Genomic DNA, 21,980 nt, shown 5'->3' with positions numbered 1-21,980 from the left:
GGAAGGTGCCCGGCCCGGAAGGCGGGAAAACATGCGGCGTGAGCCGTCAGGCAAGAGGATTTCTTTCCGTACCGGCGGAAAACGGCGAGGATCTTTCCGGTTCGTGCCTGTGTCGTCGCGGCGCCGCGGGGCATAGGCTTCTCGGACCACCGACGCCATTCGTCACCGACCGCGGGAGGGTGCCGTGACCATCGACCTGAGCCGGCTGCGCAACTACATCAACGGGGAGTACCGGGACGCCGCCGACGGGCGGACCACCGAGGTGACCGACCCCGTGACCGGCGAGCCGTACGCCTCGGCGCCGCTGTCGGGAGCCGCGGACGTGGACGCCGCCATGTCCGCCGCCGAGGCGGCGTTCCCCGCCTGGCGCGACACCACCCCGGCCGAGCGGCAGCTGGCCCTGCTGCGGATCGCCGACGCCTTCGAGCGCCACGCCGACGAGCTGCTCGCCCTCGAGTGCCGCGACACCGGCAAGCCGCTGGAGCTGACCCGGCAGGAGGAGCTGCCGATGATGCTGGAGCAGATCCGGTTCTTCGCGGGCGCCGCGCGCGTGCTCGAGGGCAAGTCGGCCGGGGAGTACATGGCGGGCATGACGTCCTTCGTGCGCCGCGAGCCCCTCGGCGTGTGCGCCCAGGTCGTGCCGTGGAACTATCCGCTGATGATGGCCGTCTGGAAGTTCGCTCCCGCGCTGGCGGCGGGGAACACCGTGGTCCTCAAGCCCTCCGACACCACCCCCGCCTCCGCCACCTGGGCGGCCGGGCTGATGGGCGAGTTCCTGCCGCCCGGCGTGTTCAACGTGCTGACCGGTGACCGTTCCACGGGGCGGCTGATGGCCGAGCACCCCGTCCCCGCCATGGTCTCCATCACCGGCTCCGTCCGCGCCGGCATGGAGGTCGCCGCCAGCGCGGCCAAGGACCTCAAGCGCGTCCACCTGGAGCTCGGCGGCAAGGCGCCCTGCCTCGTCTTCCCGGACGCCGACCTCGCCGCTGCCGTCGAGGGCATCCGGGACGGCGGGTTCTTCAACGCCGGGCAGGACTGCACGGCCGCCACCCGCGTCCTGGTCCACGAGTCCGTGCACGACGACTTCGTCACCGCGCTCACCAAGGCCGCCGCCGAGGTGAAGACGGGCGACGTCACCGACCCGGACTGCTTCTACGGCCCGCTGAACAACGCCGACCAGCTCGCCCGCGTCTCCGGCTTCGTCGAGCGCCTGCCCGCGCACGCCACCGTCGCCACCGGCGGCCGGCGCGTGGGGGAGCGCGGCTACTTCTACGCGCCGACCGTCGTCACCGGGGTGCGCCAGGACGACGAGATCAGCCAGCACGAGGTCTTCGGCCCCGTCATCACCGTGCAGTCCTTCGCCGACGAGGACGAGGCCGTCGCCTTCGCCAACGGCGTGGAGTACGGCCTGGCGTCCTCGGTGTGGACCCGCGACCACGCCCGCGCCATGCGGCTGTCCCGCGCCCTCGACTTCGGCTGCGTGTGGATCAACACCCACATCCCGCTGGTCGGCGAGATGCCGCACGGCGGCTTCAAGAAGTCCGGGTACGGCAAGGACCTGTCCGCCTACGGCCTGGAGGATTACACCCGCGTCAAGCACGTGATGACCGCGCTGTGACGCCCCTGCGCCGGGGGCCGTGCCGGGCCGGCGCTCAGGCGGCGGCGTGCCCCCGGCGCGCAAGCAGGGCGCGCAGCGCCCCCACCCGGTTGGTGGTGACCGCGTCCACCCCCAGGTCCAGCATCCGGCGCAGGGCCCAGCGGCTGTCGGGGGTCCACACGCCCAGCAGATAGCCGTCCGCCCGGGCGTGCTCCACCGTCTGCCGCGTCACCAGCCCGAAGCGGTAGTTCAGCCACCGCGGGCGCAGCAGCCGGAGCAGCGACGGGCGCGGCAGGGCGGACCGTTTCCACGTCAGCGCGATCTCCGCCTGCGCGTCGGCCTCCCGCACGGCGCGCAGCGCCGCCGGGTCGCCGCAGTAGTACACGCGCCCGGCCGCGCCCGCCTCGTGCACGGCGGCCACCGCCGCCAGCGCCGTCGCGGACGCCCGCTCCGGCAGGTCGATCAGGGTCCGCACGGGCGCGGTGACCGCCAGCGCCTGCGCCAATGTCGGCACCCCGCCGCCGGTGAGGGCCGCCACCTCCCGCGCGGTCAGATCGGCCACGGGCCGGTCGTGGCCCCACAGCCGTTCCAGCGTGGCGTCGTGCACCACGACGGGCACGCCGTCCCGGGTGGCGCGGACGTCGAGCTCGACCGCGTCCGCGCCCGCGGCGATCGCCGAACGGAAGGACGCCAGGGTGTTCTCCCGTGCCGCGTGCGGGTCACCGCGGTGCGCGATGGCCAGCACCGGCCGCCGCGCGCCGCTCATCCCCGCCAGTCCGCGACGTAGGCGTCGATCTCCCGGACCAGCCGCGCCTTGCCCGCGTCGTCGAGGAAGGACGCCCGCACAGCGTTCTTCGCCAGCGCCGCCACGCCGGCCTCGTCCAGGCCGAGGAGACGGGCCGCCACCGCGTACTCGGTGTTCAGGTCGGTGCCGAACATCGGCGGGTCGTCGGTGTTGACGGTGACCGTCACCCCGGCGTCCGCCATCCGCGCTATCGGGTGCTCCTCCAGCGTGCTGACTGCGCGGGTCGCGACGTTCGAGGTCGGGCAGACCTCCAGCGGGATGCCGTGCTCGGCCAGGTGCTCCAGCAGCCGCGGGTCCTGCGCGGCGCTGGTGCCGTGGCCGATGCGCTCCGCGCGCAGCTCGGTGAGCGCGTCCCACACGGTCTGCGGGCCCGTCGTCTCCCCGGCGTGCGGCACGCTCCGCAGCCCCTCGGCGATGGCGCGGTCGAAGAACGGCTTGAACCGGCCGCGGCTGACGCCTTGCTCGGGGCCGCCCAGGCCGAACGCGACCAGCCCCTCGGGCCGGAGATCACAGGCCATGCGCGTCGTCTCCTCGGCCGCGATGTCCCCCTGGACCTCGCCGGGGATGTCGAAGCACCAGCGCAGCACCACCCCCAGCTCCCGCTCGGCAGCCCGCCGGGCGTCCTCGATGGCCTCCAGGAACGCCACGTCGGGGATCCCGCGCCGCACGGACGAGAAGGGTGTCACCGTCAGCTCCGCGTACCGGATCTGCTGCCGGGCCATGTCGCGGGCGATCTCATAAGTGAGCAGCCGCACGTCCTCGGCGTCCCTGATGAGGTCCACGACCGTCAGGTACAGCTCGATGAAGTGGGCGAAGTCGCGGAAGGTGAAGTAGCCGGCGAGCTCGGCCGGGTCCTTCGGCACCGGCGAGTCGGGGTGGCGCGCGGCCAGCTCGGCGACGATGCGGGGAGAGGCGGAGCCGACGTGGTGGACGTGGAGCTCGGCCTTGGGCAGTCCGGCGATGAACGCGGTGAGACCGGGATGTGCGGGACCTGACGAACCAGACAACGAGCCCTCCAGCGACGAGTGTGTCCGGCCCATGGTAGGAGGGGGCGCTGCCCGGCCCGGAGGGTGCGTAAGGTGTGGGCCAACGATCTGGAGGTCCCGTGACGGCTGACCAGGAGCCCAATCCGTTCCGCCCGCCAGAGCCGGACGCCCCCCGGGCCCCCGCCGCGCCGTGGCCGGCCCCGGGCGGCCCGGGCGCGCCCCCGGCGTGGCCCGCCGCGCCGGCCAGCGGCTTCGGCGCCGCCGCGCCGGTGACCGCGCCCGCGGCCGGCGGTTATCCCGGCTGGGGGGCCGTGCCCGCCGCGGGGCCGCGGAACGGCATGGGCACCGCCAGCATGGTGCTGGGCGTCATCGGCGCCTGCCTGTGCTGGACCCTCGTGCTCAGCCCCGTCGCCTTCGTGGTCGCGCTCATCGGCTTCATCCTCGGCCTGGTGGCCCTCGGCCGGGTCCGGCGCGGCGAGGCCACCAACCGCGTCTACGCGCTGAGCGGGACGGTCACCGGCGCCGCCGGCGGCGCGGTCGCGCTGACGCTCTCGGTGTGCCTCGTGATCCTCAGCGCCCGGCCGGCCGCGGTCCAGTCGCACGCGGGCGCCGAGTACCTGGCGGGCGCCGGGGAGCTGGTGCGGTACGAGGACGGGCTGCGCGTCGTCATCGGCGAGCCGGAGCGCATGGCCGCCGACGGCACCGGCGACGCCACGGTCGCCCTGACCGTGGACCTCACCCACCACGGCGAGGAGAGCACCACGCTCACCGGCGGGGAGATCACCGCCTACGCCGACGAGGAGCGGCTGCCCGCGTCCGGCGTCCGGGTGGCGGGCCAGGGGCCGCCGGACCGGCTGCGGCCCGGCGAGACGGTCACCCTCACCTACGCCGTCACCGTGCCGGAGGACGCCGAACGGCTCGGGCTGGACTACGCGCCCAGCGGCGGGCACACCGTGGCGTACTGGGAGTTCGGCCTTCCGGAGGGCAGTGCGCCCCCGGCCGGGCCGGATCCCGGCGGAGAAGGCGGCGGCTCAGGAGGCAGCTCCGGGGGCATCGACGCCTGACCGGGCCCGGCGGAGGGCCGGACGGTGAGGCGGGCCCGGCCGGCCGCTCGCCCCAGGGGGTATGGGGCGGGCGGTACCGGTCCGGAGAAGTAGCACGGAGTCGTGAACCGCTCTCGCTACCGCAGACGACCGTACGGCACGCCGGGCGGCCAGGGAGCAGGAGACGCGGTATCCGCATCACATCCCCACAACCCGCAGCCGGGCATCACACGCTGGCCAGCGCCTCTTCCAGAACGTCCAAGCCCTCCCGCAGCAGCTCCTCGCCGATCACCAGCGGCGGCAGGAACCGCAGCACGTTCCCGTACGTACCGCAGGTCAGGACGAGCAGCCCGGCCCGGTGGCAGGCCGCCGCCACGGCCGCGGTGGCGGCCGGATCGGGCTCCCGCGTGCCGGGGACGACCAGCTCCGCGGCCAGCATGGCGCCGCGGCCGCGCACGTCGCCGATGACCGGGTGCGCCTCGGCCATCGCCCGCAGCCGCGGCTTCATGACGGCCTCGATCTCCCGCGCCCGCGCCGCCAGGTCCAGCGTCCGCATCGTCTCGATGGCGCCCAGGGCGGCGGCGCAGGCCACCGGGTTGCCGCCGTAGGTGCCGCCGAGCCCGCCGGTGTGGGCGGCGTCCATGATCTCCGCCCGCCCGGTCACCGCCGCCAGCGGCAGCCCGCCGGCGATGCCCTTGGCCGTCGTGATCAGGTCGGGGACGAGACCCTCCTCCTCGCAGGCGAACCACCGGCCGGTGCGGCAGAAGCCCGACTGGATCTCGTCGGCGACGAAGACGATGCCGTGCGCGGCGGCGAACTCGGCCACGCGGGGCAGGAAGCCCGGGGCCGGCTCGATGAACCCGCCCTCGCCCAGCAGCGGTTCGACGACGATCGCGGCGGTGTTCTCCGGCCCCACCTCCTTTGTGATCTTGTCGATGACCAGCGCCGCCGCCTCCTCGGCACAGCGTTCCGGACCGCCGGGCCAGCGGTACGGGTAGGCCATCGGCACCCGGTACACCTCGGGCGCGAACGGGCCGAAGCCGTGCTTGTACGGCATGTTCTTGGCGGTCAGCGCCATCGTCAGGTTGGTCCGGCCGTGGTAACCGTGCTCGAAGACCACGACCGCCGGGCGGCCGGTGTGGTAGCGGGCGATCTTCACGGCGTTCTCGACCGCCTCGGCGCCCGAGTTGAGCAGTACCGACTTCTTGGCGTGGTCCCCGGGGGTGACCCTGGCCAGCTCCTCGCAGACCTCGACGTAGCCCTCGTACGGCGCGACCATCGCGCAGGTGTGGGTGAACTGCCCCAGCTGCTCGGTGGCGCGCCGCACCACGGCCTCGGCGCTGTTGCCGACCGAGGTGACCGCGATCCCCGAGCCGAAGTCGATGAACGCGTTGCCGTCCACGTCGAGCAGGATGCCGCCGCCGGCCGCCTGGGCGAACACCGGCAGCACCGTCCCGAGGCCGTCGGCGACGGCGGCGCGCTTGCGCGCCATCAGCGCGCGGGACTTCGGCCCGGGCACCTCGGTGACGAGCCGCCGCCGCTGCGGCAGGGACGGGCCGCCGGCCGGCGCGTCGGGTGCGGTGGGCATTCCGGTGGGGCTCGTGGCGGTCATCGGCGCACTCCTCGTCGCGAAGGGACACGAACAGCGGAACGGAAAAAGGGGGGCAGGAATAAAGCGAACGATATGGAACGAAAGCGGAACAAGAAGGGAGCGAAGGCGGAAAGGAGCTGGTGGGCTGCGAGCGGATCGAGGACACGGACGGGGCGGACCGGAAGGCCGTTACCGGGCCGCTGTCCGCAGGCTAGGGCCCCGCCGCCGCTGCGGGCACGCACCACCACGGCCCACTCGCCGACCCGTTTTGTCCACCGCGGCGGGTAGCCGCCGGCCGGGCGCCTGACGCGCGCCTGGCAACGGGCTCCTCAGCGGTCCAGGGTCGGGACCCGGGACGGGGCGGGGGAGATGCGGCGGCCGTCGCCGCCGAAGACGTAGAGCTGGTCCAGGTCGAGCAGCAGCGGCACCCGCTCGCCCGTGCGGAAGGGGAAGTCGGTGGGCGCGCGCAGCACGATCCCGTCGGCGATCCGGCCGGGTGCCGGCGAGGATGCCGGCAGCTCACGCGGCCGCTCCGGCGCCCCGGCCGCCGGGGCGCCGGGCTGCCGGCCGAACAGCCGCGCCAGCCGCCCGCCGCCGCGGCGGCGGTTGCGGCGCTGCCGGTCCGCCGGGGGCAGCCGCGGCCCCTCCAGGCCGTCCACCTCGGCCGGGCGCGCCCCCGTGCTCACGTGCACCAGCGTCTCGTGCCCCTGGAACTCCACGTGCTCCACGACGCCGTTCAGCAGCGCCTCGCTGGGCCGCATCTCCTCCGGGGACCCGATGCGCGCCGCCTCCGAACGCAGCCCGACGGTGATGTCGCGGCCCATCTGGATGCGCAGCAGCTGGTGGTCGGGGCTCAGCGGCTCGGGCAGCACCAGGCGCTGCTTGCCGAAGTCGATGCTCAGCCGGCCGCCGAGCGGCGCGTTCACCCGGGCCTTGAGGAGGTTGATCCGGGGGGTGCCGACGAACGCCGCCACGAAGACGTTGTCCGGCAGCTGGTACACCTCCCGCGCCGTGCCGGTCTGCTGGAGCACGCCGTCCCGCATCACCGCCACCCGGTGGCCCAGCGACATCGCCTCGGCCTGATCGTGGGTCACGTACACGGTTGTCACGCCCAGATGCCGCGTCAGCGTGGCGATCTCCGTCCGCAGCCGGTTCCGCAGCTTCGCGTCAAGGTTTGACAGCGGCTCGTCCAGCAGGAACGTCTTCGGCCGCCGCACGATCGCCCGTCCCATCGCCACGCGCTGCCGCTCGCCGCCGGAGAGCTGGCCCGGATAGCGGTCGAGCAGGTCCTCGATGCCCAGCATCCGCGCCGCCTCGCCCACGCGCGGCGAGATGTCCGCGTGCGGCGTCTCGATCCGCAGCGGGAAGCCGATGTTCTCCCGGCTCGTCATGTTCGGGTAGAGCGCATAGTGCTGGAACACCATGGCCAGCTGGCGCTCTCCGGGCGGCTTGTGGTTGGCGAGCTCACCGTCGAGGAACAGCTCGCCCGAGGAGATGTCCTCCAGACCCGCGATCATGCGCAGCACCGTCGACTTCCCGCAGCCCGAAGGCCCCAGCAGCACGACGAACTCGCCGGGCTCGATGTCCAGGGACAGCCGGTCGACGGCGACGACGTTCCGCGGGTAGACCTTGGTGACTTCCCGCAGTGAGATGGCGCGTGTCATGACGTTCCGCCCGAGGTCCTCATTGAGCCAGCGGTGGAGCAGGAACGTAGCGCACCGGATGTGGCTTGGGAACGGGTATGGACAGGTTGGTGCGCCGCATATTCGACGGGAATTCGACAGCGGACCGCGCGGCAGCGCCCGGAGGCCGTGCCCGGCCTCACGCTAGATTGGCCGTCGGACCGGTCCGCGGCGGCGCCCCGGCGCTGCACCGCCGACCGCCCGTCAGAAGCATGCCTGGTCAAGGGGGATGGCACCGATGAGCACCGACCGCACCGACGGCGTGCGCGGCGGACCGGCCCAGGCCGCCGCCGGCCCGCCCGTGCCGCCCGCTCCCGGCGCGCCCCCGGCGCCCCGGCAGCCGCCGCCCGACGAGGGGCCGCCCCTGGTCCGCTGGCTGGGCACCCCCCGCCCCGAGGCCAGCCCCGGCGTCTGGCGCGCCGGCCACGTCGCCAAGCCCCCCCAGGACCCGGACCCGATCAGCGACCGCGAGCTGCACGGCGGTGCCCTGCTGGCGCTGCTCACCGGCTGGCTGGTCTGGTCGCTGTGCTGGAACGGCTACGTGCGGGTGTGGCTGTGGCCGCTGGAGTGGGTCTCCTTCGACTTCTGGAACGGCACCACGCTGTGGGTGTCGGCGACCTACGCCTACTACACGGCGTTCGGCGCGCTGCTGGCGTGGGCCTTCGGCCGGATCGGCAACTGGCCCCGGCTGTGGCGCCGCTGGCGGCCGGCGGTGCTGCGCCTGCTGTGCGGGCCGGAGCACCGCGCCGCGCCGATGCCGCGGCGCGCGACCCAGCGCGCGCTGTTCGCCCTCGTCGCGGGGGCCTGGGCGTTCGGGCTCAGCTTCGGCGGCGTGTGGACCTTCTGGCTGGAGCCGCTGTACGCCGTCGTGCCCGACTCGTGGTGGGAGGACGGCGACACCACCGCCTACACCGTCTCCTACAACCTCTATTACGCCGTCTACACCCTCCTGCTGGCGGCGCTCGCCGCCTGGCTGGGCGGCTGGCGCGCCATCTGGCGGCACCACCCGCCGCGCTGGCGCCGCGCCGCCGCGCGCGCCCGCGCCGCCGGGCTCGAAGGCCGCGGCAGTCCCGCCGACTTCACGGAGATGCGCGAGGCCGGCGCCCCCGACGCCGCCGACCGGCTGGCCGCCGAGGCGCGCGAGGGCACGATGAGCGACCTCGATTACGCCCGCATCCAGCGCGCCTGGAGCGAGGTGCGGGCCAGGCCCACCGCCCTGCCGGAGTTCCGCCGCGCCGTCGCCGAGCACGGCGCCGCGGCGTTCTGCCACCCCTCCGGCCACCGCGACCTGGCGGTGCGGACGGCCCAGCACGACCTGCTCACCCGCCAGGTGCGGATCGGCCGGGCCGCCGACGACGAGCGCAACCCGTACGTCTACCGGGGCGAGGACGTCGCGCTGGATCCGGCGGTGCTCGGCACGTCCCTGCTCGCCGTCGGTCCGCCCGGCGCCGGGAAGACCGGCCGGGTCATCCGGCCCGTCACCGAGGCGCTGTGCCTGCACGCGCTCACCGGGCAGGCCGCCGTCGTCGCCGTCGGCACGGCCAGCGCCGCGCTCGGCCCCGACGACGCCTTCGACATCATCGTGCGCGTCGGCGACCCCGCCTCCACCCACCAGCTGGACCTGTACGGCGGCGCCACCGACACCGACGAGGCCGCCGCCCTGCTCGCCGAGGCGCTTGTCGGCGGCACCCGCACCGAGCCGCGCGAGGCCGCCGCCGTGCTGGCGCAGCTGATCGGCCCGTACCACGCCGCCTACGGGCGGCTGCCCGGCGCCGGGGAGCTGCGGGCGCTGCTGGACGGCGCGCCCGCCCCGCTGGCCACGCTCCGCGCCGACCTCGACGCCGCGGGCGCCTACGCCCAGCAGCGGGAACTGGACGCCCGCGAGCGGCAGTCCCAGCGCCCCGACGACCTGGCGCCGCACCTCGCCGACCTGCTCGCGCTGCTCGACCGCGCGGGCTTCGGCCGGGCCGGCGACCGGGCCAGCGGGGCCGCGGACGGACCGCCGCCGCTGTCCCTCGGCGCGCTGGTGCACCCGGTGCGGATCCGCGTGGACCTGCCGCCCACCGGGCACGCCGAAGCCGGCCGCATCCTCACCCGGCTGCTGCTCGCCCAGTTCGCCTCGGCCGTGACCGCCCGGCCCGACCGCTCGGTCTTCGCCTGCCTCGTGCTCGACGACGCCACCGGCGCCGTCACCCCCGGCACGGTGCGGGCCCTGACGCGGCTGCGGCCCGCCAACGCCGGGGCCGTGCTCGCCCTGCGCACCCTGGACGACGTGCCCGCGGCGCTGCGCTCCGGGCTGCTCGGCGCGGTCGGCTGCCGCATGGTGTTCTCCGGGGTCACGACCTGGGACGCCGAGCACTTCGCCCGCGCCTGGGGCACCGAATGGACCGAGGACACCGACATCACCCGCACCCCTGACCGCAGCGGCGGCGCGGTGAAACGCCTCGTGCGCGGCGTGCGGAAGCTGTTCACCGGCCAGGACACGCTGACGGAATCCGTCACCGTGCGCCGGGTGGAACGGGAGCGGTGGTCCGCCTCCGAGCTGGCGCACCGGGTGCCGCCGCGCCACGCCGTGCTGTCCCTGACCACGGTCTCCGGCGAGCCGGGCCCGCCCGTGCTCGTCCGGCTCGGCTGACATCCGGGCCGTCCCGGCGCCCCGGCCGTGGCCGAGAAGCGGCGCCCGGGCTACCGCTCGCATATGCCACCGACGGTACGGTGAAGGCGACGCGCCGTACGTCCGCATCGCCGTGGCGTCCGCATTCCCGTGCCGGACCGACACATCGACAAGGTGGCCCATGCAACCGACGCTCGCCTCGCTTGTGCGGCACTCGTCGCTGGGCCTGCGCGTGCTCTGCGGCCAGGACGCGCTGGACGTCCCCGTGCGGTGGGCGCACGTCAGCGAGCTGACCGACCCGGTGCCGTACCTGGACGGCGGCGAACTCCTGCTGACCACCGGCCTGAAGCTGCCGGCCGCGGACGAGGAGCTGCTGCGCGGCTACACGGCCCGGCTCGCGTCGGCGGGCGTCGTCGGCCTCGGCTTCGGCGTGGGCGTCCACCACCCGGCCACGCCGCCCGCGCTGGTCGAGGCCGCGCGGGCGGCCGGGCTGCCGCTGCTCGAAGTGGCGCCGCGCGTCCCGTTCATCGCCATCAGCAAGGCGGTCTCGGCCGCTCTCGCCGCCGAGCGCTACCGCTCCGTCACCGCGGGCTTCGCCGCCCAGCGCGAACTGACCAGGGCCGCCCTCAGCCCCGGCGGGCCCGCGGCGCTGCTGGAGCGGCTGGCCGCCGCCACGGACGGCTGGGCCGCCCTGTACGACGTCACCGGGAGCGTCACGGCCGCCGCACCCGGCTGGGCGGCGCGCCGCGCGGCGAAGCTGGCCGGCGAGGTGAGGAACCTCGCCGGGCGCACCGCCCCCGCCACCGCCGTCTGCGCCCCGCCCGAACTGCCCGACGAGCGGGTGGAGCTCCAGTCCCTGGGCTCCGGCCCGGTGCCCGGCGCCATCCTGGCCATCGGCACCGCGGAACCGCCCGGCACCAGCCAGCGGTACGCCATCGAGTCGGCCGTCGCCCTGCTGACGCTCCTCACCGAGCGCTCCCGCGCCGTCCAGGCGGCCGAGTCCCGGCTCGGCGCCGCCGTGCTGCGGATGCTGCTCAGTGGCGAGCCGGACCACGCCCGCGCCGTCGCCGGGCAGCTGTACGGCGGGCTGCTCGACGCGCCGGTGCGGGTGGTGCTCGCCGACCCGGGCGAGGACCCCGCCGCCCTGGAGGAGCTGGGCGCGGCCGTGGAGGCCGCCGCCGCCCGCGCCGGCGAGCCGGTGCTGGCCGCCGCCGAGGCCGAACGGCTGGTGCTGCTCGCCGCCGACGGCGGCGCCGCCCTGGCGGCCTGCCTGGACCACGCCCGCCGGGCCGACGGCGGCGACCGCCCCGGCCTGGCGCTGGGCGTCTCCGCGCCGACCGGCCCGGCCACGGCCGACACCGCCTACCGGCAGGCCAGCGAGGCGCTGGCCGTGGCGCGGCGCCGCAGCCGCCCGCTGGTCGAGCACGACGAGGTGACGGCCGGCTCCGTCATCGACCTGCTGGCCGACGACGCGGTGCGCGCCTACGCCGACGGCACGCTGCGCGCCCTGCGCGAGCACGACGCCCGGGGCCGCGGCGACCTGGTGGCCTCGCTGCGGGCCTGGCTGGCGCGGCACGGGCAGTGGGACGCGGCCGCCGCCGACCTCGGGGTGCACCGCCACACGCTGCGCTACCGGATGCGCCGGGTGGAGGAGATACTCGACCGCTCGCTGGACGACCCCGACGTGCGGATGGAGCTGTGGCTGGCCCTGAAGACCAGCAGCGCGACGTGACACCCCGCCCCGCGGCCGCCGCCGTGACCGTCCGCCGCGGGGCGGTTCGCCGTCACGGCCACAACCGGCCGCGCACCACGCCGCGCCGGACAAGACGCGCGGAGCCCGGCGGCCCCTACCGTAAAGGCACGCACCGTCACGAGACGAGGGGACCAACCGCGATGACGACAGCGACCACTCCGAGGCCGTTCTGGCTCGCCGGGCGCCCCGCCACCGGCGAGGGCACCCTCGACGTCACCTCGCCCTGGGACGGCGGCACCCTCGCCTCCGTCAGCGTGCCCACCCCGGCGCAGACCGAGGAGGCGGTGGCCGCGGCCGCCGCCGTCGCGCGGGAGTTCGCCGCCACCCCCGCCTACGAGCGCGCCGCCGCCCTGGACCACGTCCACCGCCGCCTGGCCGAGCGCGCCGAGGAGACCGCCCGCCTGATCAGCGCGGAGAACGGCAAGCCCATCAAGTGGGCGCGGGTGGAGGTCAGCCGCTGCGTGTCCGTCTTCCGCTGGGCCGCCGAGGAGGCCCGCCGCTTCAACGGCGGCAGCGCCCAGCGCCTGGACTCCGAGCCCGGCGGCGCCGGGCGGCTGGCGCTCACCCGCCGGTTCCCGTACGGGCCGGTGCTGGGCATCGCGCCGTTCAACTTCCCGCTCAACCTCTGCGCCCACAAGGTCGCCCCCGCCCTGGCGGCCGGCGCCCCGGTCCTGCTCAAACCGGCGCCCGCCACCCCGCTGTCGGCGCTGCTGCTTGGCGAGCTGCTCGCCGAGACCGGCCTGCCCGCCGGCGCGTGGAGCGTGCTGCCGGTGCCCAACGACGCCATGGCGCCGCTCGTGGCGGACCCGCGCCTGCCGGTGGTGTCGTTCACCGGCTCGGTGCCCGTCGGCTGGTCGATCCGGGATGCCGTGCCCCGCAAGCGGGTCACCCTCGAGCTCGGCGGCAACGGCGCCGCGATCGTCCTGGCCGACTACTCCTCGGACGCCGACCTGGACTGGGCGGCCCAGCGCATCGCCACGTTCTCCAACTACCAGGCCGGGCAGTCCTGCATCTCCGTGCAGCGGGTCATCGCCGACGCCGCCGTCTACGACCGCCTCGTGCCCCGCGTCGTCGCCGCCGTCGAGGCGCTCGTCACCGGCGACCCCGCTGACGAGGCGACGGACGTCGGCCCGCTCATCAGCGAGGACGCCGCCCGCCGGGTGGAGACCTGGGTCAGCGAGGCGGTCGCGCGCGGCGCCCGGGTGCTCACCGGCGGCACCCGCGACGGCGCCAGCTACGCGCCGACGGTGCTGGAGAACGTCCCGCCCGACGCGAAGGTGGCCTGCGAGGAGGTGTTCGGCCCGGTGCTGTCCCTGACCCGCGCCGAGAACGAGGAGGCGGCCTTCGCCGCGGCGAACGACTCGGCGTTCGGCCTCCAGGCGGGTGTGTTCACGCACGACGTGCAGGCCGCCTTCCGGGCGCACCGGGCGCTGGAGGTCGGCGGCGTCATCGTGGGCGACGTGCCGTCGTACCGTGCCGACCAGATGCCGTACGGCGGGGTGAAGGACTCCGGCATCGGCCGCGAGGGTGTGCGGTACGCGATGGAGGACTACACCTACGAGCGGGTCATGGTCCTCACCGGCCTGGAGCTGTAGGGGCGCCTTTGGCCCGGGGCGCGGCCTGCGCGCCCGTGGGCTTCCGCGCCACGATCAGGTCCCGGACGATCGACTGGTCCACCCGGTGGGCGAAGTGCTGGTACGGCTCGGCGTCCACCGGGACCAGGCCGTGCCCGGCGAACAGCTCCGCCAGCTCCTCGCGGCGCGCGACGCGGGTATTCCACGACAGGCCGACCGCGCCGCCGCGCCGCAGCAGCCGCGTCCACACCGGCAGCGCCGACCGCAGCAGCGGCAGCGGGCTGCGGCTGGTGGCGGGCCGGGACTCCGCGCCGCGCGACCGGGCGCCGTGCTGCACGCCGTAGGGCGCGTCGGTCACGATCAGGTCGAAGGAGGCGGGGCGGAAGAAGTCGCCGCTGGCGGTGGTGTCGGCGTGCACCATGGTCACCTCCAGGTGCTCGCCCTTCTTGTACCGCTCCTTGTCCTCAGCGAGCGTCACGTGGAAGCGCCGCCCGAGCGCCCGCCGGTCGCGGCGGACGGTGGCGGTCTGCGCCTGGTGCTTGATCCGGCTCGCGCGCAGCCAGTGGCGCAGGAAGTTCTCGTACGCCTCGAAGCTCCTGCCGTCCCGGTCCACCCCGGCCGCGTGCAGGCCGTACATCAGCGCCTGGTTCAGCGTCGTGCCCCGGCCGCACAGCGGGTCCAGGACACGCAGGCCGCCGGTGAGCAGCCGCTCGGGGCGGTCGGCGGCCACCGCCGTGACGTTCAGCAGCAGCTTGGTGAAGTCCTCGTTGGTCTTGCCCACGTACCGCTGCGTGCTCACCAGGTCGCTGGGGAAGCGGTCCAGGCGCTCCGCCGGGAGCGGCACCAGCCGCGTGCCGTCGTCCTCCAGGCGGAAGAGAGCGTAGAGCGCGGACAGGTTCGCCAGGAAGCCGATGTCCCGCGCGGACAGCTCCTCCGCGCGGAACGTCACGTACTCCGCGCCGCCCAGCACCCTCTCGCTGACGTCCCGCAGCCGCCCGCCGAGCACCGTTTCGTTGAAGGCGAGCAGTTCGGCGCGGGCCAGCGCGGTCGCGGCGCGGGCGTAGACCCGGTTGTGCGAGGGGAGCAGCAGAAAGCCGTAGGTGTTCATCCCGCCGGAGTCTACGGCGTGGCCTGACCGGGGGCCGAAGCGAAGTCCAGCCGGTGCAGCCGCACCGGTCCGCGCAGCGTGACGCGCAGCTCGCGCACGCCCGCGGGCGCGTCCGCCAGCGGGTGGCGGACGGCGTCGTAGACGTACCGGCCGCCGGTGGGGGGCACGGGGACGGCCGCGCGGAAGTCCGTGCCGGGCACCTGGAGGACGACCTCGCCGCGCGGTGCCCCGGCGGGAGCGCCGTCCGGCGGGCCCTCCAGCGCGGCGGTGACCGTGACCTGGTCCGGGCCCGTGCCCAGGTCGCAGCCGCGGAAGACGAGCACGCCCGGCTCGTCCCCGGCGGGGGTGACGGCGTCGCCGTGCTCCCGGGACAGGTCGGTCAGGGCGATGCCGCGGCTGTCGTCGAACCGGCAGGCCAGCAGACCCTCGCGCGCCACGGGCCGGGGCGCGGGCTCGTCACCCGCCACGGTCACCTCCGCCGTGAGGCGGATGTCGGCGCTGGAGGCGCCCGCCTCGATGGCGTAGCGGCCCGGCGGCACGGTCCAGCGGCCGTGTGCCACGTCGTACATGCCCAGCGCCTCGCTCGCGGGCGCCGACAGCGTCACCCGACGCGACTCGCCCGGCGCCAGGTGCACGCGGCGGTGGGCGATGAGCTGGCGGTGCGGGCGCGGCGGGCCGTCGCCGCGGGCCGCCGCGTACAGCTGCACGACCTCGTCGGAGGCGGTCTGGCCGGTGTTGGTGACCGTCAGCGCGGCCTCGACGGTGCCGCCGGGGCCGCCGGCGAGCCGCGCCGTCAGGCCGCGGTAGCCGAACGTGGTGTAGCTCAGGCCGTGGCCGAACGGGTACAGCGGCGTGCCGCCGAAGTACAGGTACGTGCTGCCGCTGGCGATCAGGTCGTAGTCGAGCAGCCCCGGCAGGTCCGCGTCCGAGGCGTACCAGGTCTGCGGCAGGCGGCCGGCGGGGGAGACGTCGCCGCACAGCACGCGCGCCAGGGCGGTGCCCGCGGCCTGCCCGCCGTGCGCGGTCCACAGCAGCGCCGGGAGCGCGGCGTCGGCCTCGGGGACCGCGTACGGGTAGGAGGAGACGAGGACGAGCGCCGTGCGCGGGTTGGCGGCGTGCGCGGCCCGCCACAGGCGGTCCTGGTGCGCGGGCAGCGCCAGGGTGGTGCGGTCCTCGGTCTCGCGGCCGTTGATGTGCGGGTCGTTGCCCGCGACGACGATGACGGCGTCGGCCCCGGCCGCCGCGGCGGCCACCTCTTCCTCGCCGCGCGCCGCCCACTCGACCGTGAAGACCGTGCCCTCCTCGCCCTCGCCGGCGACCTTCAGCACGCCGGCGGCGGCAGTGACGTGGCGGTCCGTGCCCAGATGACGCAGGAGGTGCCCGTCGCCGTGCGGCTCCAGGCGGAAGGTCTCGTGCACGACCCAGCCGCCGGGCTGCGCCGCCGAGGCACGCACCAGGCCGTCCTGGGCCACCGACAGGTAGCGGCCGCCGGGGGCGCGGAGGGTGAGCACGCCGCCGCCCCAGTCGACCATGTCGAACACGCTTGCGACCTCGGCGCCGCCGGCGCCGCCGGGGGCCAGGCGCAGCGGCGGCAGGTCCGTCCGCCCGGCCAGCAGCGCCGGGTCGAGCGCGGCGGTCTCCTCGCGGTCGGCCGCGCCGGCCTCCGGCGGCGCCTGGGGGACGGTCACCCAGCCGGCGTCCGTGCGCAGCCGCACCCGGTCGGTGCCTTCGGCGAAGGTCACCTCCGCGACCGAGGGGTGGGCGCGCAGGCCGGCCAGCGGGCTGACCCGGCGCAGCAGCGAGCCGCTGTACCAGTCGAGCTTCACCTCGTCGGCGAGGAGCCCGACGACGGCGACGCGGGCGCCGGGGCGCAGCGGCAGCAGCCCGTCGTTCTTCAGCAGCACGATGGCCTGCTCCGCCGCTTCGCGCGCCAGCTCCCGGTGCGCGGGGGTGTCGAAGGCCGCGTCGGCGGCGAACGGGTCCGCGTCCGGGTCGAACTCGCCCAGGCGGAACCGCATCGCCAGCAGCCGCGCCGCCGCCGCGTCGATGTCGGCCTCGCTGATCAGGCCGCGCTCCAGGGCGGCGGTCAGCCGGGCCACCGTGGGCGCGGAGTCCTCGCCGTGGTCGGTGAAGCTGTCCACGCCGGCGCGCAGGGCGGCGGCCAGGCCCTCCTCGTGGCTGGGGTAGTAGCCCTGGGAGCCGGCGATGTTGCTGGGCGCGGCGGCGTCGGAGCAGACGACGAGCGGCAGCGGCGTCCAGGTGCGCAGCTCCTCGCGCAGCAGCGGGGAGAGGTGGTTGGGGCGGCCGTTGACGAGGTTGTAGGCGGGCATGACGCCGGCGACCGCGCCGCCGCGCACCGGGCCGCGGAAGGCGGGCAGCTCGTACTCGTGCAGGACGCGGGGGCGCACCGAGGTGGTGGCGGTGTCGCGGCGGGTCTCGTGGTTGTGCGCCAGCCAGTGCTTGAGGACGGGCGCGGTGCGCCAGTAGTGCGGGTGGTCGCCGCGCAGGCCGCGGGTGTAGGCGGTGGCCAGGGCGGCGGTGAGGTGCGGGTCCTCGGCGTAGCCCTCCTCGTTGCGGCCCCACAGCGGATGGCGCAGCAGGTTCACCACCGGCGCCCACACGTTGAGGCCGACGCGCGGCTCGCGGGCGCGCATGGCCCTGACTTCGCGCCCGGTGGCCTCGCCGACGCGGCGCAGCAGGTCGTCGTTCCAGGTGGCGCCGAGCCCGACCGCCTGCGGGAAGACGGTGGCCCGTCCCATCCACGCCACGCCGTGCAGCGCCTCCTGGCCGGTGCGGAAGGCGGGGATGCCCAGGCGCTCAATGGCCGGGGCGTACTGGTGCAGCAGGCTGACGCGTTCGTGGCGCGTCAGCCGGCCGAGCAGGTCGGCGACCCGCTCCTCGACGGGCAGGCGGCGGTCACGGAAGGGGAGCTGTTCGGCGCTCACGTGCGGTTCCTTGCGGGTGGCGGTGGTCGCGGGCGGGAAAGGGGACGGGAAACCGGGCGGGACGCCCGGGAAGGGACGGTCAGCGTACGCCGGGGGCGCCGGGCCCGGGTGGCACACACGAGGGACACGGGTGCGGCACGCGCGGGCCACGCGGTTCGAAGCGCTTCGATGCTGGTTTCCCCCCGGTGTCCTGTCAAGACGCCGGGGGAAAACGCGCCGGTTGGTCCCTGAAGTGACCCAGTTGCGGGGGGAGCTGAGGCGGGCGCGGCAGCGCCCAACTTTCTGGGAACCGGGGGTTGTGCGACCCGCGGCCGGGTCTTAACCTCGGCGCAACATCGAAGCGCTTCGACCACCTCGCACCACGGTCATGCGACGGCGCAGAGCCATGAAGGGTTCATGAAGGGTTGACGCAATGCCGAACTCACGTTCCGGGCCCAGCCGGAGAAGCTTCCTCGCGTCCGCGGCGGTCGCGGCGGCGGCCACCGCCGGCGGGGTGCCGCTGCTGTCCGCCTGCGGTGGCGGCGGCGGTTCCGGCGGCGCCGAGGGCGGCCGGGTCTCCGAGTCGGAACTGGAGTCGATCCTTCCCGCCTACCGCGAGGCCAGCATCTCGGTCGAGCCGGACATCCCCAGCGAGAACGGGTCCAGCCCCGGCTTCACGACGTTCACGCCGGCCAGCGAGCTGGACACCACGGTGCCCAGGCCCCTGGGCAACGGCGGCCGCTTCACTGTCATGTCCCCGCTATGGGGGACGGCGCCCCAGGCGGGCAACGCCTACTGGACGGCGATGGACGAGGCCATCGGCGTGAGCATCGACTGGCAGATCCTGGACGGCAACACCTACGGCGAGCGGCTCAGCGCCGTCCTCGCCGGCAGCGACATCCCCGACCTGGTGGTCGTCCCCGGCTGGGAGCTCGAGGGCCAGATGCACCAGGCCATCAGCAGCCGCTTCGCCGACCTGGGCCCCTATCTCTCCGGCGACGCCGTCCTGGACTACCCCAACCTGGCCGCCATCCCCACCGCCGCCTGGCGCTCGGCCGTCTTCGGCGGCGCTTTGCGCGGCCTGCCCATGCCCCAGCCCGCCCTGGGCGGCGTCGTCCCCTACTACCGTGAGGACATCTTCGAGGCCAACGGCTGGACCCAGCCGCGCAGCGCCCGGGAGTTCTACGACTGGGCGGTGGACGTCACCTCTCCCCGCCAGCGGGTGTGGGCGTGCGAGGACATGAAGTGGACGGCCTTCATCATGTTCGGCGTGCTGCCGGACAAGCCCAGCTACTGGGAGCTGGGCGACAACGGACGGCTCGTCAACCGCTACGAGACCGAGGCCTACCTGGAGGCGCTCGAGTGGGCCCGCAGCCTGTTCGAGGCCGAGGTGGTGCACCCGGACGCCGTATCCGTCACCGGCGACTCGATGCAGCGCTTCGCCGCGGGCGAGTCGCTGGTGCTCAACACCGGCGACGGCTCCTGGTACGGCACCAGCTCGCAGCAGATGGACGTCCACCCGGAGTTCCGGATGAACGCCTTCGACTTCTTCGCCCACGACGGCGGCGACCCCGTGCTGTGGAACCGCAACGGCTCCGGCATCTGGTGCTTCCTCAACCGGAACCTGTCCGAGGACCGGATCCGGGAGGCGCTCCAGATCGCCAACTTCTGCGCCGCGCCATACGGCACCACGGAGAACCGGCTGCGGCTGTTCGGCGTCGAGGGCGAGCACTACCGCGTCGAGGACGGGCTGCCGGTCCGCACCGAGGCGGGCATCCGCGACGTCGTCCCCGACACCTACACATTCATCGCCACCCCCGCCCACACCATCGCCTACCCGGACCTGCCCTGGGTCGTCGAGTACTGGACCGGCTGGCAGCAGCGCAACATGCCCTTCGTGCGCGACCCGCTGTTCCTGGGCCGCCAGATCGCCGAGCCTCCCCGCCTGGCCAACCTCGCCGACAGCTTCGAGGAGCTGGAGGACGACGTCGTCCGCGGCCGCGCCTCGATCCGCGATGTGCGCAACGCCGTCGACGAGTGGCGCCGCAACGGCGGCGACGAGCTGCGCGACTGGTACCAGCGCCTGCTGGAGGAGGACGACCCCGATGGGGACGCCTGACCCCGGCACCGGCCGGGGCACCGCCGTGCCGCCGCCCCGTGACCGCCTTCCGTCACCGGCTTCTGCGAACCCAAGGAGACCGCCGTGTCCGTAAGCACGGTCCCGCGCCCGCCCCTGCCGAGCAAGGGCGGTGACGGCGCGCCGGCGAGCAGCGGACCGGCCGCCCGGCGTCCCCGGCGGCGCCGCGGCCCCCGGCGCGCCGGCGGCATCACGTTCCGCCACAAGCTGCGGCGGGACTACCCGCTGATCCTGATGACGCTGCCCGCGGTGGTGCTGCTCGTCGTCTTCGCGTACGTCCCGATCGCCGGGAACGTGATCGCTTTCCAGTTCTACAGCCCCTACGCCGGCGACGGCTTCTTCGACTCCATGGCCAACAGCGCCTGGATCGGGCTGGAGAACTTCGAGCGGATGCTGGACGACCGCGACTTCTGGAACGCCCTCCAGAACACCCTGGTCTTCTCCGCGTTGCAGCTGGTCTTCTACTTCCCCGTCCCCATCGCCCTGGCGCTGCTGATCAACAGCTTCCTCCACAGCAAGGTCCGCGCCTGGGCCCAGGCGGTGCTGTACCTGCCGCACTTCTTCTCGTGGGTGCTGGTCATCACCGTCTTCCACCAGATCTTCGGCGGCGCCGGCCTGATCGCCCAGCTCGTGCGCGAGAACGAGTGGGGCAACGGCTTCGACCTGATGACCGACCCCGGCTTCTTCAAGTGGCTCGTCACCGCCCAGGTGATCTGGAAGGACGCCGGCTGGGGCATCATCGTCTTCCTCGCCGCCCTGTCCATGATCAACAACGAGCTGTACGAGTCCGCCGCCGTCGACGGCGCCAACCGCTGGCGCCGCATGTGGCACGTGACCCTCCCCGGCCTGCGCCCCGTCATCGCGCTGCTGCTGGTCCTCCAGGTCGGCAACATGCTCACTCTCGGCATGGAGCAGTTCCTCATCCAGCGCAACGCGGTCGGGCCGGGCGCCTCCGAGGTGCTCGACTCCTATGTCTGGGACCGGGGCATCGCCAACGGCGACTTCAGCTACGCGGCTGCCATCGGCATCGTCAAGGGTGTCTTCAGCCTGCTGCTGGTGCTCGCCGCCAACCGGGTCGCCCACGCGATGGGCGAGCAGGGAATCTACAAGAGGCAGTGAGCCATGAGCACCGTCAACAGCGTCCTCACCCGCGACACCGACGACGACAAGGGCAAGCGCCAGCGGCCGGTCTGGGAGGAGAAGCCCACCACCATCGGGCTGGCCGCCAAGGGCGTCATCCTCGGCATCGCCCTGCTCGCGATCCTCTTCCCGGTCTGGATCGTGGCCGTCACCAGCGTCTCCGACGCCGAGACCATCAGCAAGACCGGCGGCCTGGTGGTCTGGCCCGACGGGGTCACGCTGGACGCCTACCGCGAGCTGCTGCGCGGCGGCCAGGTCGCCCGCGCGATGTGGGTGTCCATCGGCGTCACCGTCGTCGGCACCGCCTTCTCCATGGCCGTGTCCGTCCTGGCCGCCTACGGCCTGTCCCGCATGGGCTCGCTGTGGCACCGGCCGCTGCTGATGACGCTGCTGCTCACCATGTTCTTCGGGGGCGCGGGCATCATCCCCACCTACCTGCTGATCCAGACGCTCGGCCTGATGAACACCTACGCGGCGCTCATCCTCCCCATGGCCGTCAACGTCTTCAACATCCTCGTGCTGCGGTCGTTCTTCATGAACGTCGGCCAGGAACTGATCGACAGCGCCCGCATCGACGGGGCGGGGGAGCTGCGGATCCTGCTGACCATCGTGCTCCCGCTCTCCCGCGCCGTGCTCGCGGTCATCTCGCTCTTCTACGCCGTCGCCTACTGGGGCAACTGGTTCGCCGGGTTCCTGTACATCACGGACCAGGAGAAGCTGCCGCTGCAGAACGTGCTCCAGCAGATCGTGCTCCAGCAGCAGCGGCCCACCGGCATGGCCCAGGCCATCGGCACCGGGCAGATCCCCAGCATCGCCGTGCAGACCGCCGTGATGATCATGGCGCTGCTGCCGGTGGCCATCCTGTCGCCCTTCGTCCAGCGGCACTTCAAGAAGGGCATGCTGATCGGCGCCGTGAAGGGGTGAGGCCGGCCGGGCGGGGGAGGCCGGTGCGCCATGATGACTCCGGACGATCCCGCACAGGGATGAACGAGACCGAACGAGCCTGAACGGCTTTGGACGGAGGAC

Annotated in this window: 14 protein-coding genes; 8 read left to right on the top strand and 6 right to left on the bottom strand. The window is 74.5% G+C overall.

Translation table 11 applies throughout. From position 1 onward, the window contains the following. Window positions 1-184: 184 nt before the first annotated feature. Window positions 185-1,618, top strand: a complete 1,434-nt coding sequence (locus tag JK356_RS17000) for a gamma-aminobutyraldehyde dehydrogenase (RefSeq protein ID WP_201869053.1) — start codon at window positions 185-187, stop codon at window positions 1,616-1,618. 34 nt (window positions 1,619-1,652) lie between these two features. Here the strand turns inward: JK356_RS17000 and JK356_RS16995 are convergent, their stop codons facing one another. Then, a complete protein-coding gene (locus JK356_RS16995; RefSeq protein WP_201869051.1) occupies window positions 1,653-2,363 on the bottom strand; it encodes a glycerophosphodiester phosphodiesterase in 711 nt (236 codons plus the stop codon). After that, window positions 2,360-3,442 carry an adenosine deaminase gene (locus JK356_RS16990; protein WP_201869049.1) on the bottom strand — a complete coding sequence of 361 codons (1,083 nt, stop codon included), beginning with the start codon at window positions 3,440-3,442 and terminating at the stop codon, window positions 2,360-2,362. The genes JK356_RS16995 and JK356_RS16990 overlap by 4 nt, the downstream gene beginning before the upstream one ends. 65 nt (window positions 3,443-3,507) lie before the next feature. Here JK356_RS16990 and JK356_RS16985 point away from each other — a divergent pair, with 65 nt between their 5' ends. Continuing rightward, window positions 3,508-4,452, top strand: a complete 945-nt coding sequence (locus JK356_RS16985) for a DUF4190 domain-containing protein (protein ID WP_201869047.1) — start codon at window positions 3,508-3,510, stop codon at window positions 4,450-4,452. Window positions 4,453-4,657: 205 nt separating this feature from the next. Here the strand turns inward: JK356_RS16985 and gabT are convergent, their stop codons facing one another. Together gabT and JK356_RS16975 are read right to left on the bottom strand one after the other, a co-directional pair. After that, on the bottom strand, window positions 4,658-6,043 hold the full coding sequence (gene gabT, locus JK356_RS16980) for a 4-aminobutyrate--2-oxoglutarate transaminase (protein WP_236671458.1): 1,386 nt from the start codon (window positions 6,041-6,043) through the stop codon (window positions 4,658-4,660). A 308-nt stretch (window positions 6,044-6,351) separates the two neighbouring features. Continuing rightward, window positions 6,352-7,686, bottom strand: coding sequence for an ABC transporter ATP-binding protein (locus JK356_RS16975; protein WP_201869045.1), 1,335 nt, complete (start codon window positions 7,684-7,686; stop codon window positions 6,352-6,354). A gap of 256 nt (window positions 7,687-7,942) precedes the next feature. On the opposite strand from JK356_RS16975, the gene JK356_RS16970 reads away from it, so the two are divergent. The 3 genes from JK356_RS16970 (at window position 7,943) to JK356_RS16960 (ending at window position 13,666) form a co-directional block, all read left to right on the top strand. Next, complete coding sequence (locus JK356_RS16970; RefSeq protein WP_236671457.1) at window positions 7,943-10,339, top strand: ATP-binding protein; 2,397 nt, start codon at window positions 7,943-7,945, stop codon at window positions 10,337-10,339. Between the two features lie 160 nt (window positions 10,340-10,499). Then, a complete protein-coding gene (locus tag JK356_RS16965) occupies window positions 10,500-12,050 on the top strand; it encodes a PucR family transcriptional regulator (protein WP_201869043.1) in 1,551 nt (516 codons plus the stop codon). Between the two features lie 161 nt (window positions 12,051-12,211). Continuing rightward, window positions 12,212-13,666: an aldehyde dehydrogenase family protein gene (locus tag JK356_RS16960; RefSeq protein ID WP_201869042.1), complete on the top strand. Its 1,455-nt coding sequence runs from the start codon at window positions 12,212-12,214 to the stop codon at window positions 13,664-13,666. Here the strand turns inward: JK356_RS16960 and JK356_RS16955 are convergent. Then, a complete protein-coding gene (locus JK356_RS16955; protein WP_201869040.1) occupies window positions 13,647-14,753 on the bottom strand; it encodes a TRM11 family methyltransferase in 1,107 nt (368 codons plus the stop codon). The genes JK356_RS16960 and JK356_RS16955 overlap by 20 nt on opposite strands. Before the next feature lie 11 nt (window positions 14,754-14,764). Then, window positions 14,765-17,698, bottom strand: coding sequence for a glycoside hydrolase family 3 C-terminal domain-containing protein (locus tag JK356_RS16950; RefSeq protein ID WP_201869039.1), 2,934 nt, complete (start codon window positions 17,696-17,698; stop codon window positions 14,765-14,767). A gap of 412 nt (window positions 17,699-18,110) precedes the next feature. On the opposite strand from JK356_RS16950, the gene JK356_RS16945 reads away from it, so the two are divergent. From JK356_RS16945 to JK356_RS16935, 3 genes are all read left to right on the top strand, one after another. Then, the gene (locus JK356_RS16945; protein ID WP_201869038.1) at window positions 18,111-19,796 is read left to right on the top strand and encodes an extracellular solute-binding protein; all 1,686 of its coding nucleotides are present in this window, start codon (window positions 18,111-18,113) and stop codon (window positions 19,794-19,796) included. Between the two features lie 84 nt (window positions 19,797-19,880). Next, on the top strand, window positions 19,881-20,933 hold the full coding sequence (locus JK356_RS16940) for a sugar ABC transporter permease (protein WP_201869037.1): 1,053 nt from the start codon (window positions 19,881-19,883) through the stop codon (window positions 20,931-20,933). Between the two features lie 3 nt (window positions 20,934-20,936). Continuing rightward, the gene (locus JK356_RS16935; protein WP_201869036.1) at window positions 20,937-21,878 is read left to right on the top strand and encodes a carbohydrate ABC transporter permease; all 942 of its coding nucleotides are present in this window, start codon (window positions 20,937-20,939) and stop codon (window positions 21,876-21,878) included. Window positions 21,879-21,980: the final 102 nt, after the last annotated feature.

Source organism: Streptomyces sp. 7-21 (assembly GCF_016741785.1).
Lineage (GTDB): Bacteria > Actinomycetota > Actinomycetes > Streptomycetales > Streptomycetaceae > Streptomyces.
Note: the sequence above shows the minus strand (reverse complement) of the source record. Positions and strands in the feature narration are given on the sequence as shown.

Coding starts and splice junctions, on each gene's coding strand:
- JK356_RS16995 (WP_201869051.1), bottom strand. CDS start 2,363: ATGAGCGGCGCGCGGCGGCCGGTGCTGGCCATCGCGCACCGCGGTGAC.
- JK356_RS16990 (WP_201869049.1), bottom strand. CDS start 3,442: ATGGGCCGGACACACTCGTCGCTGGAGGGCTCGTTGTCTGGTTCGTCA.
- gabT (WP_236671458.1), bottom strand. CDS start 6,043: ATGACCGCCACGAGCCCCACCGGAATGCCCACCGCACCCGACGCGCCG.
- JK356_RS16975 (WP_201869045.1), bottom strand. CDS start 7,686: ATGACACGCGCCATCTCACTGCGGGAAGTCACCAAGGTCTACCCGCGG.
- JK356_RS16970 (WP_236671457.1), top strand. CDS start 7,943: ATGAGCACCGACCGCACCGACGGCGTGCGCGGCGGACCGGCCCAGGCC.
- JK356_RS16965 (WP_201869043.1), top strand. CDS start 10,500: ATGCAACCGACGCTCGCCTCGCTTGTGCGGCACTCGTCGCTGGGCCTG.
- JK356_RS16960 (WP_201869042.1), top strand. CDS start 12,212: ATGACGACAGCGACCACTCCGAGGCCGTTCTGGCTCGCCGGGCGCCCC.
- JK356_RS16955 (WP_201869040.1), bottom strand. CDS start 14,753: ATGAACACCTACGGCTTTCTGCTGCTCCCCTCGCACAACCGGGTCTAC.
- JK356_RS16945 (WP_201869038.1), top strand. CDS start 18,111: ATGCCGAACTCACGTTCCGGGCCCAGCCGGAGAAGCTTCCTCGCGTCC.
- JK356_RS16935 (WP_201869036.1), top strand. CDS start 20,937: ATGAGCACCGTCAACAGCGTCCTCACCCGCGACACCGACGACGACAAG.